Below are 18,973 nucleotides of genomic sequence, written 5' to 3' on the forward strand. Positions count from 1 at the left end.
GCTTTCGATCAGTTGAGTCCCAACTTCCCACGCAAAGTGGACAAATCTTCCGCCAGTGTATTGACCGGGCCCACTAAAGCCTTACGGTCGTTTTCCTTGACTTTGTCGTAGGTCTCGAAGCCGCCATCCGAGGTCTTGTATTTGGCCAGGATCTTGTCCACGGCGGCGAAGTTTTTATCGACCTTGGCCAAAAATGCCTTGTCTTGGTGGTCGATCTGGCCACGGAACAGGTCGACGATTTTCTTTGCACCGTCGATGTTGCCTTGAAAGTCGTACAGGTCGGTATGGCTGTAGCGGTCTTCCTCACCGGAAATCTTGGTGGCGGCGACTTCCTCAAGCAGCGCTGCGGCGCCGCCGACGACTTTTTCAGGCGGGAAGGTCAGGCCGTCAACCCGGGTTTTCAGGTCCAGCACGTCCTTGTTGAGTTTATCGGCCAGGGCGGCGAGACCCTGGGTGGTGTTCTCGGAGAACAGGCTGTACTCGATGCGGTGGAAACCGGTGAAGTCTTCGGCCTTGACGCCTTTCTCGTGATCGTCGACGCGTGAGTCGATGGACGCGTCGAGGTCGCTGAACAGCTCGGCGATCGGCTCGATGGACTCATAGTGCACGCGAGTCGGCGCGTAGAGCTTCTTGGCGGTGGCCAGGTCGCCTTTATTGATGGCGTCAGTAAACGCCTGGGTCTGGGTGACCAGCTCAGCGATTTCTTCGGTGACGTAGATTTTGTAATCCGACACCGGGCCCACCAGGTCCAACGGCGCAGTAGCGGCGAAGCTTGCCAGTGGCGAAAGGCTGAGTAACAACAACGCGATAGACGACTTCTTCATGGGATGCATTCCGCTGTGGGGTGTTTTAGGTCTTGGCAGGGGGGTGAGGGTGCGTTGCGGCGAGCAGCGTGCGTCCGATGAAATCCTTGGGCCCGGTGACACCCGGCAAGGTAAAGAAATACCCGCCACCCACTGGCTTGAGGTACTCCTCCAGCGGTTCGCCGTTGAGCCGGGTTTGCACGCTGATAAAGCCTTTCTCCAGGTCAGCCTGGTAGCAGATGAACAACAAGCCCATGTCCAGTTGACCGTTTTTGTTGACGCCGTTGGAGTAGTTGAACGGCCGCCGCAGGATCAGGTTGGCCTGGGTCTGCGGGGTGCGCGGGTTGGCCAGGCGGATGTGAGCATCAAGCTTGGTCAACTTGCCTTGCGGGTCCTTGCGGTAGTCCGGGACCTGGGTTTCGTGCTGGCCGTCCATGGGCGCGCCCGTGGGTTTGATACGGCCGATGATGCTTTCCTGTTCTTGCAGCGGAGTGCGATCCCAGCGCTCGACAAAGTTACGGATGATGCGCACGGCCTGGTAACTGCCATGGGCGGCCCAGGCCGGCTCGTCGCTGGTGGGCTGTACCCAGACGATCTGGTCCATGGCCTTGTCATCGTTGGAGTTGGGGTTGGCCGAGCCATCGCGAAAGCCCAGGAAGTTGCGCGCACTCTGTGCCGGTTCGCCGGGCTTGGCCGGTGCCTGGGGCGGCACGCTGCCTTCTTGCTTCCAGCGCACCAGCAGCAGGTCGGGCAGGTTTTTGACGATGTCACGCAGCGCGTGGATATTGGTGTCCGGCGTGTTGGAGCTGAACTGCAGGCTCAGGTCGCCGTGACACTGCGCCGGTTCCAGTGCATCGTTGGGAAAGCCGACCATGCGACTCAGGCGCTTGGGCTTGGCGGCGGCAAGGCCGAAGCGTTCGTCGAACAACGACTCACCGACCGATACTGTAATGGTCAGGTTATCCGGTGTGACCACAGGGCCAAGGATGCCGGAATCGGTGGGCGGCAATTTCGGGTCGACCTGGGGCACGGTGCCGCCGGTCATCAGAAATGCGATGCGCTCGTTGAGGGTGCGGAACAGACGTTCCAGGTCTTGGCGGTCGCTGGCCAGTACATCGAACGCCACGACCATGCCGCAGGCCGGGCGCGGGGTGACGATGCCGCTTTGGTGCTTGCCGAAAAACGCCTGGTGGTCCTGGGTCTTGTCACTGCGTGGTGCGGTGGTGACTTGCTCAGCCGCCATCGCCGGGCAGGTCAGGCTGCTGCCGGCAATCGCAGCGCCGGTGGCCGCCATGCCCAACAGGACGCGGCGACGTTGGAGGTCAAACTGTTCTGTATCACTCATGTATGCGGTCGTCTTCACTGCAGGCCGGAAAGGCCAAGGGCGGGGTCGATTCCATCGAGTGCAACGGCCAGTGCCTTGGCCTTGTCGCCGATCTGCTTGCGCTGATCGGCTGTAACCTTGTCGTAGCTGGGGTAGCGGTCATTCACCTTGAGCCCGTCGAGTTCGCTGTCGAAGGCGTTGAGCGCGCTGTCGATAGCGGGCAACAGGTCGGCGGCGGACTTGACCAGCAACGGGCGCATCAGGTCGACCACCTTGCGCGCGACCTGCAGATTGGCGGCAAAGCCGTTCAAGTCGATGTGGCTGTAGCGTTCCTCTTCACCGCTCGCCGCCCGCACGTCCGCCAGGCTGTTGAGGTTGCGGACCACGATGCTCACCAGTTGCTCCGGGGGCAGGGACTGGGCCAGTAATTGCTGCTTGAGCGTGGTGACGTCGGTAACCAGGCGTTGGGCGACCGGCGCGAGGCCATCAAGGCTGTGTTGCTGGAACAGGCTGTATTCGAGGCGGTGGAAGCCGCTGAAGGCGGGGTCCTGCTCGCGCTTTTCAAAATAATCGGCGCGGGCATTGATCGCGTTATCCAATTCGGCCAGACGCTGAGACGCCGGCGCCAGGCGCTGATACGCCTCGCGCGCCGGTACATACAGCGCCTGGGCCTGGGCCAGGTCGCCGGCGGCGATGGCCTGTTGCAGGACCGTTACGGCCTTGACCAGCGCACCGCCTTGGCTGCTCAGGTACACGCGAAACTCCGACAACGGGCCGATAAAGGCCACCATCGACGGCTTGGCCTTGGCCTGGGCGTCAGACTCTGCCGTGGGCGTGACATGCAAGGTGCCGCGAGGGTTGCTCAGCAGGCCACAGGTAATGGCGTAGTCGCCGGGCAGCAGGTTGGCGTTGATCACTTGGCTCAGGCCTGGGGCGATGTTTTCCCGCTCTTCGACCACCAGCACGCCGTCGAGGATTTCCCACTCCACCGCGCGGTCGGAGCGGTTGATGATGCGAAAGCTGGCATGTCCTGCTGGTACCGTCAGGGCGTTGGGTTCGCAGGCGTGGCCGTGGATGGTCACCGCGATTTCATTGTGGTTGGTCTGGCGCTTGCCGGCGGCCAATTGCGAGGCGTAGTAGAACAGGCCTCCGGCGGCGATCATCACCACCACCGAGCCGGCCACGCCCCAGCGCAGGGCGCGGGACGGCGGGGCCGATTGAGGGGTTGGGTTGGACAAGAGACGGTCCTTACTGGCTGGAAACTGAAGAGGTATTGGCAACGGGCTGGGTAGGGGCCGCGGGCAGGAAGAACATCACCAGGGCCACCACCAGGTAAATCAGATAGGCGCCCAGGGTGCTCACGGTCGGCGCCTCCTGGTAACCGAACATACCGGCCAGTACCGAACCGAGCGGGCTGTCCATGGGCAACGCAGCGCTGAAGTCGAATAGCACGGTCTGCCAGTGATTCCACACGCCGGCTTCATGCAGGGCTTGCACCGAATTGGCGAGAATGCCGGCCGCGACCACCAGGATGAACAGGCCGGTCCAGCGGAAAAACGCACTGAGGTTCAGGCGCATGCTGCCGGAATAAATCAGCAAACCCACAACAATGGCCAGCGCCAGGCCAAGCAGGGCGCCCACCGGAGCGCCCGGACCTTCGCTTTGCTGGAACACGGCCAACAGGAAGAACACCGTCTCCAGCCCTTCGCGGGCCACGGCGAAGAACACCATGGCGATCAAGGCGAACACCTGATGCCTGGAGCCGGCCAGCGCATGATCGAGGGATTCATGCAGCGAGTGTTTAATCGAGCGCGCCACTTTGCGCATCCAGAACACCATGGAACTGAGGATGCCCACGGCCACCAGACCGACGACACCTTCAAACAATTCCTGCTGCTTTTGCGGGAATTCCGCACTGACCAACTCCAGGCCGCCGCCCACCAGCAGCGCCAGCGCTGCCGCCAGGAACACGCCGATCCACACTGCAGGCATCCACTGGCCACGCCCGGTCTGTTGCAGGTAACTGGCGATAATGCCAACGATTAATGCCGCTTCAATGCCTTCGCGCAGCATGATTAAAAAAGGAACGAGCATCGGGCACCCGGGCACAACTAGTTAGGGAGCTAAGTTGTAACATAATGATACTCATTGCTAAACAAGAAATATTGACCTTTGCTGAACGTGGGCTGAACGGTGGTGGCGAAGCGCAACCGCCTTTATGATGCAGACCACCCAGACTGCAGCCGGACAGTTCAACGCCCCATGTCGGAAAAAGACACTATCTCCATCCACCTTGTGCGCGAAGCGCTGTTGCACAGTTGCGCGCCGGGAGCGGCCACCGTTGAGGCATTGAGCAAAGTCGGGATTGACCCGGCGTTGCTTGAGCAGCCCGACGCTCGCGTGGCGGCCACGGCCTATGCACGTCTGTGGCGCTTGCTGGCGCGGCGCAGGGACGATGAGTTTTTTGGCATGGACCCACGCACACTCAAGTCCGGTAGCCTGGCGTTCCTGTGTCGCGCCTCCATGGCGCAACCCAGCCTGGCGGCCGGCCTGGAAACCGGCTTGGGGTTTCTCTCGTTGATGCTTGAGCATCTTCCGGCCCAACTGGTTCGCCAGCAGAGTCTGGCGGAGATTGTCCTGCTCGAACCTGATGAGCCAAAACGCGCTTTTACCTATTTCACCTATTGGATGATCGTCCACGGCGTCGCCTGCTGGCTGGCGGGGCGGCGCATCCCGATCCTCGCCATTGAACTGCGTTGCGCGCAGCCGGACTTCTGTGACGATTACCGGGTGATGTTTTCTGACAACCTGCGCTTTGACCGACCACGCACACGCATGATTTTTTCAGCCGATTGTCTCGACCTGCCGATCAAGCGCAGTCCGGAAGAACTCAAGCGCTTCCTTGCCCGTGCGCCGGCCAACATCCTGGTCAAATACCGCGATCCCGAAAGCCTCGCCACCCGTATCAAGCACGACCTGCGCCAGATGCCGCCCCATACCTGGCCTGAAACCGAGGGCCTTGCGGCCAGCTTGTGCATTTCCGCTTCCACACTGCGCCGCCGCCTGGCAGAGGAGGGGCAGACTTATCAGGGCCTCAAAGACGGTGTACGCAAGGAGCTGGCGATTGTGTGGCTGGCTGAACCGCAGATCAGTTTTGCCGAGATTGCGTCGCGGTTGGGGTTTGCCGATACCAGTTCGTTCTACAAGGCGTTCCGCAAGTGGTCCGGGTCCAATCCGGGGCACTTGCGCAGCCTGATTCTGCGCGACGCGAGTTGAATCGGCGGCAATTAGCGTAGCGAAAGGTCTGGCTTGCGCCTCGTCTTTTTCCTATGGAGCCAGCGCAGACCTTCTCTCAGTCTGGAAACCCTTATTGAACGCTGGGTCATGGACGTGTTATCAAAAGTTCCTGCAGCAATACCTCTTCTCTCTTCAGCGCGTTTCGGTCCCCCACCTTTTGTTACCCCCCCTGAGGTCTCGTCATCGTGGGTTGCCGGGTCGGATCCCGCGCAACACAGATTCACTCAAGCCGAGGCGGACGCGATTGACCGGCAAGCCTGGTTGACCGTGTTGGAGCGCAGTGTGCTCGATAAGGCTGACTATGCCTTCGTCGACCTGGCGAACCTGCGGTTTAACCTGGCACCCCGTCCTGGCGCCGTCGACAAAGACACCACCGCGCTGGCGTTTCTGCAACAACGTTTTCCAGGGCTGAGTGGTGAAAACCTGCCGCGAACGGCCGCGCAGGTGCGTAACCTGATCAATTGGCAGCGTCTTGGGCTACCATCGAGTCCTGCCTTGGGCAACTACACCTGGGCATCTGCGCAGGCACCGGAGCCAGGCCACCCAAGCCTGAGCCTTGACGAACGCCAACGCTTGGTCGAGGCGTTAAGAACCTATGTCGGCGACGGCATCCTCACCAGCATGAACGTGACCACGCAAAACATGGATGATCAGATCACTCGGCATCTGAGTAGCCATGCACCGCTCAATCGCTATCGGCAGAACACATTGCTGGCTGCGATTGGGCGTGATCCTGCCGGGTTTTCAAACGACCAGCGCAACCAATTGCTGCTGACTGCCCTGATGTTGAGCATTGACCCCGAGCTGGGGCAGCGTAGAAACCATATCGCAGGTTATGACCTGTACTCACCGGCTAACGCCGGGCGTACCCTGGCAGAAGTCAAGGGCGACTTGAAGGCGCATCTGGTGCGCAATGGGCGCGTGCGGCCCGAGGCGGTGGATGCCACTGTGCATATCATGCTGGCCAGTGTCGCTCCAGAGTTTGTGCTGCCAGACACGCCGGATACGTTGCGCATCGGCTCTCCTGCCTGGGTGGTACTCAGGAAAACTGTCGCGTTGCTGGAGGAGTCAGCAGAGGGCTCCAGCCGCACCCTCACCTATGACCAGGTGCTGGAGCGCGCCATCCTCCAGGCCCAGACGCCGGAGCAAACGGTGTTGTTTCATGCCATCGAAACAGAACCGCTGCTTGATTGGGCAACGATGCACGGGGTAATTGCTCGGCGAGCGGACGATCAGTACACCACCCAAGACCTGCAAGTCGCGGCGACAAAATACAACGACTATATCGAGAGCTCTCATCAGGCCCTTGTAACATTGAGCACCCCGATAAAAGACCGGCGAGCGCGAGCACAGGCTGACCTCGAACGCGTGCTTCCCGGGCACGATCTGAACGAACCGATGCATACCGTGGCGTACCGGTTTCCCCAGTTGCTGTCTAATATGGTGCCCGGGTTACCCTGGTTGCAGCGCAGTCTCGGCTTTAAGGAAAGCCTGGTTGACCTGCACATGAGCGGCAATCTCAAGTACGGTGAATTTGCCTCGACCAGGCTTGTGGATATGACTGGCGCCACGTTGTTCAAAGATGAATATGACCCCAGGCTGGCTTCCCTGCGGGTGCACTTCACGAGGTTGAAACATTCCGGGCAGTCCCTTGCCGAGGCTGTCAAGGGTGATACCGAGCGTTTTCAAAAGGCCGTCTCCACGGGCCTGAAAGACATTCTCAGCAAAATGCCCTACGCGGACCGGCAGGCACTGGCCACTCAGGAACTGACCTTTTATCGAGTCGAGGCCGAGTCCATTAATGGCGCAGGTACTTCCATAACAGATGCCGATGAGCAACTCCAGGCGGTGAGGGGGCGCTATGGCTTCCTGATCGGCGTCGGGCAGGGCAAAGATGCCAAGTGTTATGAGTTTTTTCCCATGAGCGGGACCTATGTCGAACGGCACGACTTCAAGGCGATGTTGGACAAAGGCGAGGCAATCGTCCCGCGGTTGTGGGTGACCCGTATGAAGTCCCACGTGGACGGTCCACGGGCGGGGGCATCCGAGGTGCAGATCAGGGCATTGCGCGAAACACTGCCGGCGGCGACATCTTCACAAACGCTGGCACCGCTTGGTTTTTTTTCGGAGCGGGCCAATGCGATTGCTGACTACGTAGCCCAACGCAATCTGGTGCTGGATCCCGAACAACTCCTCACTACCGCAATGGGGCAAACGGCCTCGGAGCGTTTCCAGGATCGGGTCAAACGGGTCAGTAAAACACTTGTAAATACATTGATTCCCTTCAAGGCTTGCTACGACGACATTGTCTCCGGGCACGTCAAAAAAGACCTGAGAGCGTTGACAGGGTGCGCCACCGACGTTGCGGTAGCCATTACTGTCGTCGCAGGAGGTGCAGCGGAGGGGGCTGCAGCGTTCGATAAGGCGCAAACCGGCTTTTCCAGGCTGGCGGCGGCTACCCGGGCGGTGGGGACAGTCACCAACCGTTTGCTCAATCCATTCGCCGGCCTCTCTGAACCTCTGCTCAAAGCCGCCAAGTGGGTAGGAAGCCGCCTGTATCGGCTTGGAGAGAAGTCCCAGAGCGTGGTGCGCGCCGCTTGGAAAGCGCAACTCGAAGAACAACGGGTCGGGCGCGTTCGGCAAATGCGCCGCGACTCGCTAAAAAGCACAGAAAAGCCGCAGGAAGAGCGCCCGGTGGAGACGCAACCGAACGAAGGCAAGGTCAAGCCAGGGCCGAGAGCCACACGCGCGGAGGTCAAGGAACTCATCGAGCGTTCGCAGCCGCTGATGGTGTCCAAGGTGGACGATGCACTTAAAGCGCTAGCAGACCCTGCGCTGACTGAAGACGTGGACTTTGTGCTCAAGAGCTTCCAGGGCATTAGACCTGATCACGCACGAAAACTGATGACCTCTCGCCTTACACGGCTCAAGACCAACGCTCAAGCGCTGACCACCAGAAACATAAAGTTCATGCGCTCCCGGGACCAACGATGGGTGGCGCAGGTCATCCCGGAAGATTTCAAGGTCGATAAGACGGGGAAATTCATGGAGGTCAACATCGATGGTGCCAAGCGCTATTACCAGCATTTCGGCTCCCACGAAGGCGCTATGAGCAACGCGTTGATTCATGAATTGGACCACCTGCCAGGCCCTGTGAGCCGAGGTACGCTTGATCTCGCCTACCTCACGCGGTTGAGAACAGATGAAGAAAATGCGGCAGGTTTGCTCAACCTGGCCAACGGGCATACCGACCCTGCAGTGTTGGTCCTGCCAGGTGAAGATGCACCAGTCCTTGTGGGCAAGACGGGCGTCAACATGTATGGCTCCCGCGCCGGCAATCTCAACGCGGAGTCCACGATGACCAGTGTTGCCCTGCTGTCTCAGCTCAAGACAGACCCCAACTTGTTCAAGCAGAACCGCGCGATAATTGAAGCCGCGCAGGCGGCTTTTGGGGAATTACCGATCACCGATCAGGTACCCATAAGAATCGTCAGCAAACGCTCTGCGCGCGCCCCCGCGCCAGGGTTGATCTACGCGATGGAGCAGGGCTCCAGGAAGCTGATCGGAGTTTACCGATTAATGCAGCAGCCTCCCGGTACAGTGCTTCCCGAGCGCCCGCCCACGCATCAGCCGGCACGTGACCAGGCGTTCAAGGCCTATGTGCAAGAGCACTTGGTATTTTAAAAAAGGTTCTTTTTAGAATGGGCGGCCAGGACGGCACCTGACTTGCGTGAAAGTGGCGTTACAGGCGGGATTAGGAAATAACTGACAGCGCCCTTCGCTTGAGTATGACAGACCCTGCCTTATTGTTTTTAGGAAGTGGCTGGCATATCCGGAACAAAAAATCGTGCACAGTTTTAATGGTGATCCTACGCGGCCGCTACAGACGCTTTTGGGTAGAGGGGTCACAGTACTTAACTGTGAGGGCGTTGCTATAGCTGAATGAGCACGTGGCGTGATGACCTTCATGCGTTAAGTTTTCAATCCATAATGTGATGGTGAACTTATGAAGCGTTTAATTGCGTTACCCTTTAGTGCGTTGATGGTGGTGTCTGTTCAGGTGTCTGCGCTTTGCTTGAATATTTCAGAGAGCTTCACCGGGATAATCGGGCCTGGAGGTGATAGTGTCGCCCATGGTCCCTTCACGATAACTGGTGCGAACGGTTGCTCCGGCGCAAATATAAATGCCATGGTTTCCGCTGGCGGTGCAGGGAGAAGTCCTCAGATTTATATTGATCAAGAGGTCGGCAGTTCCTGGAAAGCCGTCGCCGGTAACGCGCTTTCAGCCAATACTTCCTGGGTAGGAACCTTAGGTACCTATCGAGTGAGGCTTCACAACCCGGATGGGGAATCAAAGTCCTATTCGGGTACCGTTAGATACGGCCGCTGACCCATAGATAAATAGGGTGTGCCAGAGGTTCTGGCACACTTCGATTTGGGTTTCTGCGTCGGGATCAAGCATGCTCTTCGACTGACAGATCATTTTTCGAAGAGTTCGAGAAGTACGCCAACGCATTAATAGCGCGATTAGCATCCACCATCCCTTTTATGTATTCAGGAATGCCTTGCGAGCGCCCCACGCTTGGGTTGCTTTTAACAAAGTCAAGGTAATCATCCAGCTTTTCGTTGAATAGGGCGATTGCGTTGAATTTTACCTGTGTGTTTGTTTGTTTTCCGTTGGCATCAAATGCACCATCTCCAAATGTGAATATGCCGAAAGCGTTTGCATCAATGATATTGCTCTCGTACAACCGCCTTCCGACCACTTTTAGCTCGTCAGTGCTAATAGATGTCATGTCATAGCTCTTTAAAAACTGCTTCAGGTCAGCAAGATGCGTTTGCTGCCACACTCGCAGTTCATCAACGGCTTTGGACTCTTCAGTAAAAGTAAACGTGTTCGTCGTTTTCTCTGGGTTTTTGATGACAAAAGCATCTGCCTGCTTAGAAAGCGCATTGGGCATTACCACTCTCATATCCATGCTCGTCTCCTTATAGGATGAAAGGTTCACCCTGCTATCGACCCCTTGCGACAGATATTTAACCTGTTTGAATATTTGGGAAACTTCTTTCAGATAAGTATTACACGTAGGCCAAATTGATTGATCCGCTAATGCCAGGGTAAAAAAAAGCCCCGCGACCGAATGGACCGCAGGGCTAAAAATTGGCTGGATGCGACCAACCAAAGGAGCTCTTTACATCACTTGCTGCTAGCCACCACTGTATCCGGCTGCCAGCCACCCCCAAGGGCCTTGTAGATTGCGACGATGCCGCGATACAGGTCGACTTCGGCCTGGGCCTGGGCGTCTTCGGCGGCCAGGCGTTCGCGCTGGGCGTCGAGCAGGACCAGGAAGTCCACGGTGCCTTCGCGGTAGCGGATCGCCGCAAGGTCGGCGGCGGCGCGGCTGGATTCGCTTTGGCGGATCAGCGAGACCAAACGTTGCTGGCGTTTGCCGTAGTCGCTGAAGGCGTTTTCAGACTCTTCCAATGCCAGCAACACTTGCTGTTCATAGGTGGCCAGCGCGCCATCGGCTTCGGCATTCGCGCCACGCAAACGCGCGCGTACGCTGCCCAGGTCAAACGCGGCCCAAGTGATGCTCGGCCCTAGAGACCAGGCATTCGCGGCGGCCGAGCCGATCTGCGAACCGCGCCCGGCGGTGAAGCCGAGGAAACCGCTGAGGCTCACCCGTGGGAACAGGTCGGCCTTGGCCACGCCGATACGTGCGGTGGCGGCGGCCAGTTTGCGTTCGGCGCTGAGGATGTCCGGGCGCCGTTGCAGCAGTTGCCCTGGGTCGCCAATCGGCAACGCCTTGGCAATCGCTGGCAAGTCTTTCGGGCTCAGGTCCACGCTCAGCTTGTCGGGGCGCTGGCCGAGGAGGGTGGCGATGCGGTTGCGTTCGCGCACTTGTTCGGCCTGCAGTTGCGGCACGCTGGCTTCCACCGCTGCCAGGCGCGCATCGGCACGTTCCACGTCGAGCTGATCACCGACGCCAGCATCACGCAGGCTGACGGTGATGGCACGCGACTCCTGCTGGTTCTTCAGGTTGTCCAGGGCAATACGTTCGCGCAGTTGCGCACCGCGCAGTTGGCCGTAGGCATCCACCAGCTCGGCAATCATGGTGACTTGCAGCTGGTACAGGTCGGCTTCGGCCACCTGTTGGTCGGCGTCACTGGCTTCCAGGTTGCGGCGGATACGTCCGAACAAATCCACTTCCCAGGCCATGTCCAGGCCCAGGTCGTAGCGCTCGCTGTTGACGCGTTTGGTGGTCTGGCCGGGAATCTGGCCCTTGCCCACATCGCTGCTGGCGCGGGAGGTGACCACCGGCATGATGTCGTTGGCCGCATCATCACGGATGGCCCGTGCCGCCCGCAGACGGGCGAAGGCCACGCGCAGGTCGCGGTTGCCGCTCAGGGACTGGGTCACCAGTTGGTTGAGGGTCGGGTCGTCGAACTGCTGCCACCAGATGCCTTCGTATTTGGCGTGGTCGTAGCTCTTGGTGTCGGCGGCGGCCGTGATATTGGCCGCCTCCAGTTGCTGGGTCTTGTAGTCCGGGCCTACGGCACAGGCGGCGAGCGCCAGCACCAACAGGCTCGGCAGGAATACTTTCACACTCATTGCTGTGTCTCCAGCTTCAAGGCCTTGGCCGCTTTGCGCGCTTCACTGCGTTCGACATAGCGGCGGATCAGTACGTAGAACACTGGTGTCAGCAACAGACCGAAGAAGGTCACACCGATCATCCCGGAGAACACCGCCACGCCCATGGCATGGCGCATCTCGGCGCCGGCACCGCTGGAGAGCACCAACGGCACCACACCCATGATGAACGCGAACGAGGTCATCAGGATCGGCCGCAGACGCAGGCGGCAGGCTTCCAGTACCGCGGCGAGCGGATCGAGGCCTTCCTGCTGTTTATCCTTGGCAAATTCGACGATCAGAATCGCGTTCTTGCACGCCAGGCCCACCAGTACGATCAGGCCGATCTGGGTGAAGATGTTGTTGTCGCCGCCCGAGATGATTACCCCGGTAATGGCCGACAGCAGCGTCATCGGTACGATCAGGATCACCGCCAGCGGCAGGCTCCAGCTTTCGTATTGGGCGGCCAGTACCAGGAACGCCAGCAGCACACAGAGCGGGAACACGAACAGCGCGGTATTGCCCGAGAGGATTTGCTGATAGGTCAGGTCGGTCCACTCGTAGGTCATGCCGTTGGGCAGTTCATCTTTGAGCAGTTTTTCAATCGCGGCCTGGGCCTGGCCGGAGCTGTAGCCCGGCGCGGCGTTGCCGTTGATTTCTGCGGTGATGAAGCCGTTGTAGTGCATCACGCGGTCCGGGCCCGAGGTGTCGCTGACCTTGATAAAGGTCGCCAGCGGGATCATCTCGCCTTTGTTGTTACGCACTTTCAGTTGGCCGATCTGGTCAGAGTCCTGGCGGAACTGTTGCTCGGCCTGCACGTTGACCTGGTAGGTACGCCCGAAGCGGTTGAAGTCGTTGGCATACAGCGAACCCAGGTAGACTTGCAGCGTGTCGAAGATGTCGCTGATCGCCACGCCGTGGGTCTTGGCCTTTTCGCGGTCGATGGCGGCGTCGACCTGTGGCACGTTCACGGTGTAGCTGGTGAACAGGCCGAACAGTTCAGGCACGCCGTGGCTCTTGGCAATCACGTTCTGCACTTCTTTGTACAGCTCGTCATAGCCGAGGTTGCCACGGTCTTCGATCTGCAGGCGGAACCCGCCGATGGTGCCCAGGCCCTGTACCGGCGGCGGCGGGAAGATCGCCATGTAGGCTTCTTCGATATTGGCGTATTGGCCGTTCAGTGCACCGGCAATCGCACCGGCAGACATGCTTGGGTCTTTGCGCTCATCAAAGGGCTTCAAGGTCACGAACACGATGCCGCTGTTCGGACTGTTGGTGAACCCGTTGATCGACAGGCCCGGGAAGGCAATTGCGGCTTCCACGCCGGGTTGTTTAAGGGCGATCTCCGACATGCGCTTCATCACGTTTTCGGTGCGGTCCAGGCTCGCCGCGTCGGGCAGTTGGGCGAAGGCCACCAGGTATTGCTTGTCCTGCGCCGGTACGAAACCCGTCGGTGTGTGGGCAAAGCCGAAGAACGTCAGCACCATCAAACCCGCGTAGACGAACAAGGCAATGCCGCTGCCGCGAATCACACGGCGCACGGTGCCTACATAGCCATGGCTGGCCTTTTCGAAAAAGCGGTTGAAGGGACGGAACAACCAGCCTCCGAAGACCTTGTCGAGGAACTTGGAGAAACGGTCCTTCGGCGCGTCGTGACCGCGCAGCAGCACAGCGGCCAGGGCAGGGGACAGGGTCAGGGAGTTGAACGCCGAGATCACGGTTGAGATCGCGATGGTCAAGGCGAACTGCTTGTAGAACTGCCCGGTCAAGCCACTGATAAAGGCGGCTGGAATGAACACCGCACACAGCACCAGCGCCGTGGCGATGATGGGGCCGGTCACTTCACTCATGGCTTTTTCGGTCGCCGGGAACGGCTCCAGACCCAGTTCGATATTACGCTCGACGTTCTCCACCACCACGATGGCGTCGTCCACCACGATGCCGATGGCCAGTACCAGGCCGAACAATGACAGGGCGTTGAGCGAGAACCCGAACAGGTGCATCACCGCAAAGGTACCGATCAAGGATACCGGTACCGCCACCAATGGAATGATCGAGGCGCGCCAGGTCTGCAGGAACAGAATCACCACCAGCACCACGAGGATCAGTGCTTCAAACAGGGTATGCACCACCGCTTCGATGGAACCGCGCACAAAGATAGTCGGGTCATAGGCGATGCGGTAATCCATGCCCGCCGGAAAGCTCTTTTTCAGCTCGGCCATTTTGCTGCGTACATCGTTGGAGATGTCGATGGCATTGGAGCCTGGACGCTGGAAAATCGGAATCGCAACGGCGGGCTGGTTATCGATCAACGAGCGCAGCGCGTATTGGCTGGAGCCCAGTTCGACCCTGGCGATGTCCTTGAGGCGGGTGATTTCACCGTTGGCGCCGGCGCGAATCACGATGTTCTCGAACTCTTCCTCAGTGACCAGGCGGCCCTGGGTGTTGACCGACAACTGGAAGCTGGTGTCACTCGGCGCAGGTTGGGCGCCCAGGGCACCGGCTGCCACCTGGCGGTTCTGCTCGCGGATCGCCGTGACCACATCGGTGGCGGTCAGGTTGCGTGAGGCGGTCTTGTTCGGGTCCAGCCACACGCGCAGGGAGTAGTCGCCCATGCCGAACAACTGCACGTCACCGACGCCGCCCAGGCGGGCCAGTTCGTCCTTGATATTGAGGATCGCGTAGTTGGACAGGTACAACATGTCATAACGCTGATCCGGGGAGGTCAAGTGCACCACCATGGTCAGGTCGGGGGAGGCCTTGTCCACGGTAATACCGATGCGCGTCACTTCCTCCGGCAGCTTGGGCTGGGTGCGCGTCACACGGTTTTGCACCTGCACCTGCGCGTTGTCCAGGTCGGTGCCCAGGGCGAAGGTGATGGTCAGGGTCAGCTTGCCGTCGGCGGTGGACTGCGAGGACATGTACAGCATGTTCTCGACACCAGTGATGGCTTGCTCCAACGGCGCGGCCACGGTTTCACCGATGACTTTGGGGTTGGCACCCGGGAAGTTGGCGCGCACTACCACGGTCGGCGGCACCACCTCCGGGTATTCGCTGATCGGCAGTTGGAACAGCGAGATTGCGCCTGCGATCAGGATCAACAGCGACAGCACCGCTGCGAAGATCGGCCGTGAAATGAAGAACTTGGAAAAATTCATCTTGAGTCGTATCCCTTAACCGCGTGGAGTCGCGACGCTTGCGAGCTTGGGCGCGGGTTTCTCCGGCGCCACTTGCTCCAGGTTGCTGGCTTCAAGGGCTTGTCGTTGTTGGGCCAAGGCGGCGAGGGTTTCCTTGCTGGCCATCGGGATGGTTTCGGGTGCGACCGGCGAGCCTGGGCGTACACGCTGCAGGCCCTTGACGATCACGGTGTCGTCCTTGGTCAAGCCGCTGCGCACGATGCGCAAGCCTTCGATTTTCGGCCCCAGTTCCACCGCGCGATAAGCCGGCTTGTCGCCGTCCATCACCAGCACGAATTTCTTGCCCAGGTCAGTGCCGACGGCTTCGTCGTTGATCAACACCGCCGAATAGGTGCCGCTGCCGACCAGTTTCAAGCGCGCATACAGGCCAGGGGTGTATTCGCCCTTGCTGTTGTCGAACACCGCACGGCCACGGATGGTGCCGGTAGCCGGGTTGACCTGGTTGTCGACGAAGTTCATCTGGCCCAGGTGCGGGTTACCGGTTTCGTTGGACAGGCCCAGGTACACAGGGGTGGTTGCGCCGCGCCGGCCTTCACGGGCCAGTTCGGTGTACTTGAGGAACACGCGCTCATCGGCATCGAAGTAGGCATAGACCTTGTCGGTGGAGACCACGCTGGTGAGCGCAGTGGTATCGGCGGTCACCAGGTTGCCGGCGGTGATTTCGGCACGGCTGACGCGGCCACTGATGGGCGAGGTCACGCGGGTGAAGCTCAGGTTCAGCTTGGCCAGGTCCAACTGCGCCTGGATCCCGGCCATCGCGGCACGGGCTTCCTGGGCTGCGGTGGTGCGCGAGTCGGCCAGTTCGGCGGAGATCGCATTGCTCTGGCGCAGGCGTTCGCCGCGTTGCGCTTCGTTTTCGCTGCGGGTGGCGGCGGCTTTGGTCTGAGCCAGTTGGGCCTCCAGGCGGCGTACTTCGGCCTGGAACGGGCGCGGGTCGATCTGGAACAGTAGGTCGCCTTTCTTGACCAAAGCGCCTTCAGTAAAAGCGACTTGGTCAATCTGGCCGGACACCCGAGGACGAATCTGCACGGTTTCCGGCGCTTCAAGGCGCCCGGTGAACTCGTCCCACTCGTTGACCGGTTGTTCCAGCACCTTGGCCACGCTGACCTTGGCAGGAGGCATGGCGGCCGCCTGTTCCTGGGTCTTGCCGCACGCGCTCATCACCACCACGGCCAATATCGCCAGAGGGAAGCGCAAATGTTTGAGTGACTGTTCCATGAGGTGCATCCGCCAATGTATTTGAGATGGGCGGATCATGCGCGGGGAGGTGCTATGTCACGAATCGAATGAAGCAAAGGTAACTATCATTCGGAATGATATAAGCGCGGAGTCAGCCCTCTAGCATGGGGGTTTTGTTAGGGAGCTATCAATGTGATTGATGACAAAAGACTGTTGCTGAGGGTGCAAGGAACTTTCCCAGCAATCCGTGGGACCATCACCGCGCCTCAAACGCGTCGCCCAGAAAGTCGATCAAGGACCGCACCGACGGCATCAGCCCACGCCTGGAGGGGAACACGGCGGTGATCACGCCTTCAGCGGGTTGCCATTCAGGCAATACGGCAATCAAACGGCCATCGGCCAGTTCGTCTTTCACGACTACCTGCGGCAGGTTGGCGATGCCCACGCCCGCCAGTGCTGCGTTTTTCAGGGTCGACATATCATCGCTGACCAGGCGTGGCGTGTGCGCGACCTGGGCCGTCGCGCCGTCCGGCCCGGTCAGGTCCCACAGGTACGCAAGCAACGGGTTGCCCCAATGGATCGTCGCCAGCCCGGCAAGGTCAGCCGGTAGCGAGGGCAGGGGAGCGTCCTGCAAAAAAGTCGCGCTCGCCACCAGTACCTGAGGACTTTTAGCCAGTACCTTCATGACCAGCTCACTGCTTTCCAGCGGCGGGAAACACAGGTTCAAGGCCATGTCATAGCCTTCGCTGATGATGTCGACCTTGCGGTTGAAGCTTTTCACGTTCAGTTCGACGCTGGCGCATTGCGCCATGAATTGGGCGAGCATCGGCGCCACCCAGTAGTTGAGCAGCGCAGTGGTGCAACTCAAGCGGATCACGCCCCGCGGCTCTGATTTGTTGAAGGCAATCACATCTTCGGCCGACTCGGCTTCGGCAATCATCGCCACGCAATGGCGGTAATAGGCCTGGCCGATATCGGTGACCTGGAACTGGCGCGTCGAACGCTGTATCAGCCGCGCCCCCAGCCTGGCTTCAAGCTGGCTGACTCTGCGGCTCAAGGTCGATTTGGGCAGGTTCAGCGCACGGCCCGCCGCCGCAAAGCCGCCGTACTCGACCACCTTGGCGTAGAGGAAGAGTTCGTTGAGGTCGAACATGGGCAGTGTTCCATTTTTGAGATGACCAAGATTAATTCAACTTAGCCAGTATCGACAGCCATGTACACTCCGTTCAAATCGACGCAGTCACCGAGGGCACCACATGATCGACCGTTTGCGCTGGGCAACCCATCGTCTCACCAAGCGATTGTGGTTCAGAGCCTCCTTGTTCTCGCTTCTAGGGGTCGCTACGGCACTGCTTGCCGTTGTGTTCAAAGACTTCGTTCCCGAGTCCCTGCCCACGCGCATCGGTGCAGATGCGGTGGACAAGATTCTGGGCATCATTGCGTCCAGCATGCTGGCCGTCACGACCTTTTCTTTGAGCACGATGGTCACCGCGTACGGTGCCGCAAGTAGTGGTGTGACCCCGCGAGCCACCACTTTGGTGATGGAAGACACTACGACGCAAAACGCCCTCGCTACGTTTATTGGCTCATTTCTTTTCAGCCTAGTAGGCATCATTGCCCTGAGCACCGGCGCCTACGGCGCGCAGGGTCGCGTGCTGCTGTTCGCGGTGACCATCGCCGTGGTTGTACTGGTGGTCTACACCCTGCTGCGGTGGATCGACCATTTGTCCAAGCTCGGCAGGGTAGGAGAAACCATCGACCGCGTCGAAAAAGCGGCCATGGCGGCCATCAGCCAACGCGCCCAATGGCCCTGCCTCGGCGCTGCAGCCTACCCGACCGATCACGCTCTGGCCCCCGGCGCAATGACCATCGAAAGTGAGCAGACGGGCTATGTGCAGCATATCGACGTGTTGGCCTTGGGCGCTATCGCGCAGCATGACTGCACGCATATTTACCTGGAGGTGGTGCCGGGAACCTTCGTACACGAAGGCATGCCACTGTTGCACGTGGTCAGCCTGGGCACCAGGCAAGACGATGGCACACAGGCCACCAGGGAAAAGATCCTGTCTACGCTGACCATCGGTAACCGTCGCACATTCGAACACGATCCCCGTTTCGGCCTCTGCGTCCTCTCTGAAATCGCTTCGCGCGCGTTGTCACCTGCCGTCAACGATCCAGGTACCGCTATTGATGTGATTGGCCGGGGAGTGAGAACGTTGACATGCTGGGGTAAGCCCGGCGGGTCTGGCCGGCAGACAGATCAGCAGTGTGAGCAGGTATTTGTTCGAGGGCTGAACGTCGATGATCTGTTTGAGGATTTCTTCGCCCCGATCAGCAGAGACGGTGCAGGTGTGTTCGAAGTGGATGCTCGCCTGTTGAAAGCCCTTATCAGCCTTGCCGAAATAGACCCTGTTCTGTTCAAAACGGCGTGCCTTAGGCAGGCGGACCAACTCATCACACGCGCGCATGCAACACTGACACTGCAGCATGAGAAGGAGCGACTAAGCGCCTTGGCCAAGGCGATAGGCGTGTAGGAGGCTAC

13 protein-coding genes are annotated in these 18,973 nt (G+C 59.6%); 4 read left to right on the forward strand and 9 right to left on the reverse strand.

Features of this window, described 5'->3' with window-relative positions:
- Window positions 1–8 precede the first annotated feature (8 nt).
- The 4 genes from efeO (ACP7CZ_RS25245) to efeU are packed head-to-tail and all read right to left on the reverse strand — an operon-like array spanning window position 9 to window position 4,221.
- Window positions 9–824 carry an iron uptake system protein EfeO gene (efeO, locus tag ACP7CZ_RS25245; RefSeq protein ID WP_034127360.1) on the reverse strand — a complete coding sequence of 272 codons (816 nt, stop codon included), beginning with the start codon at window positions 822–824 and terminating at the stop codon, window positions 9–11.
- Between the two features lie 25 nt (window positions 825–849).
- On the reverse strand, window positions 850–2,148 hold the full coding sequence (efeB, locus tag ACP7CZ_RS25250) for an iron uptake transporter deferrochelatase/peroxidase subunit (RefSeq protein WP_057977358.1): 1,299 nt from the start codon (window positions 2,146–2,148) through the stop codon (window positions 850–852).
- A gap of 14 nt (window positions 2,149–2,162) precedes the next feature.
- On the reverse strand, window positions 2,163–3,365 hold the full coding sequence (efeO, locus tag ACP7CZ_RS25255) for an iron uptake system protein EfeO (RefSeq protein WP_294165738.1): 1,203 nt from the start codon (window positions 3,363–3,365) through the stop codon (window positions 2,163–2,165).
- 10 nt (window positions 3,366–3,375) lie between these two features.
- The gene (gene efeU, locus ACP7CZ_RS25260; protein WP_034127362.1) at window positions 3,376–4,221 is read right to left on the reverse strand and encodes an iron uptake transporter permease EfeU; all 846 of its coding nucleotides are present in this window, start codon (window positions 4,219–4,221) and stop codon (window positions 3,376–3,378) included.
- A gap of 168 nt (window positions 4,222–4,389) precedes the next feature.
- On the opposite strand from efeU, the gene ACP7CZ_RS25265 reads away from it, so the two are divergent.
- The 3 genes from ACP7CZ_RS25265 to ACP7CZ_RS25275 all read left to right on the forward strand — a co-directional run bounded on the left by ACP7CZ_RS25265 (window position 4,390) and on the right by ACP7CZ_RS25275 (window position 9,814).
- On the forward strand, window positions 4,390–5,403 hold the full coding sequence (locus ACP7CZ_RS25265; RefSeq protein WP_054895923.1) for an AraC family transcriptional regulator: 1,014 nt from the start codon (window positions 4,390–4,392) through the stop codon (window positions 5,401–5,403).
- 303 nt (window positions 5,404–5,706) lie between these two features.
- Complete coding sequence (locus ACP7CZ_RS25270) at window positions 5,707–9,108, forward strand: hypothetical protein (RefSeq protein ID WP_294165735.1); 3,402 nt, start codon at window positions 5,707–5,709, stop codon at window positions 9,106–9,108.
- A 322-nt stretch (window positions 9,109–9,430) separates the two neighbouring features.
- Window positions 9,431–9,814 carry a hypothetical protein gene (locus ACP7CZ_RS25275; protein WP_125919876.1) on the forward strand — a complete coding sequence of 128 codons (384 nt, stop codon included), beginning with the start codon at window positions 9,431–9,433 and terminating at the stop codon, window positions 9,812–9,814.
- Window positions 9,815–9,878: 64 nt separating this feature from the next.
- Here ACP7CZ_RS25275 and ACP7CZ_RS25280 read toward each other — a convergent pair whose 3' ends face one another.
- The 5 genes from ACP7CZ_RS25280 to ACP7CZ_RS25300 form a co-directional block, all read right to left on the reverse strand.
- On the reverse strand, window positions 9,879–10,403 hold the full coding sequence (locus ACP7CZ_RS25280; RefSeq protein WP_294165733.1) for a hypothetical protein: 525 nt from the start codon (window positions 10,401–10,403) through the stop codon (window positions 9,879–9,881).
- Between the two features lie 218 nt (window positions 10,404–10,621).
- Window positions 10,622–12,037: an efflux transporter outer membrane subunit gene (locus ACP7CZ_RS25285; RefSeq protein WP_034127366.1), complete on the reverse strand. Its 1,416-nt coding sequence runs from the start codon at window positions 12,035–12,037 to the stop codon at window positions 10,622–10,624.
- The gene (locus tag ACP7CZ_RS25290) at window positions 12,034–15,213 is read right to left on the reverse strand and encodes an efflux RND transporter permease subunit (RefSeq protein WP_034127367.1); all 3,180 of its coding nucleotides are present in this window, start codon (window positions 15,211–15,213) and stop codon (window positions 12,034–12,036) included. The genes ACP7CZ_RS25285 and ACP7CZ_RS25290 overlap by 4 nt, the downstream gene beginning before the upstream one ends.
- 15 nt (window positions 15,214–15,228) lie before the next feature.
- The gene (gene mexE / locus ACP7CZ_RS25295) at window positions 15,229–16,470 is read right to left on the reverse strand and encodes a multidrug efflux RND transporter periplasmic adaptor subunit MexE (RefSeq protein WP_034127407.1); all 1,242 of its coding nucleotides are present in this window, start codon (window positions 16,468–16,470) and stop codon (window positions 15,229–15,231) included.
- Between the two features lie 217 nt (window positions 16,471–16,687).
- Complete coding sequence (locus tag ACP7CZ_RS25300) at window positions 16,688–17,584, reverse strand: LysR substrate-binding domain-containing protein (RefSeq protein WP_057977305.1); 897 nt, start codon at window positions 17,582–17,584, stop codon at window positions 16,688–16,690.
- A gap of 103 nt (window positions 17,585–17,687) precedes the next feature.
- Between ACP7CZ_RS25300 and ACP7CZ_RS25305 the strand changes: the two genes are divergently transcribed.
- Window positions 17,688–18,965, forward strand: a complete 1,278-nt coding sequence (locus ACP7CZ_RS25305) for a DUF2254 domain-containing protein (protein WP_294165727.1) — start codon at window positions 17,688–17,690, stop codon at window positions 18,963–18,965.
- The last annotated feature ends 8 nt before the right edge of the window (window positions 18,966–18,973 follow it).

It is taken from the genome of Pseudomonas sp. DWP2-2, from assembly GCF_049897065.1.
Lineage (GTDB): Bacteria > Pseudomonadota > Gammaproteobacteria > Pseudomonadales > Pseudomonadaceae > Aquipseudomonas > Aquipseudomonas paracarnis.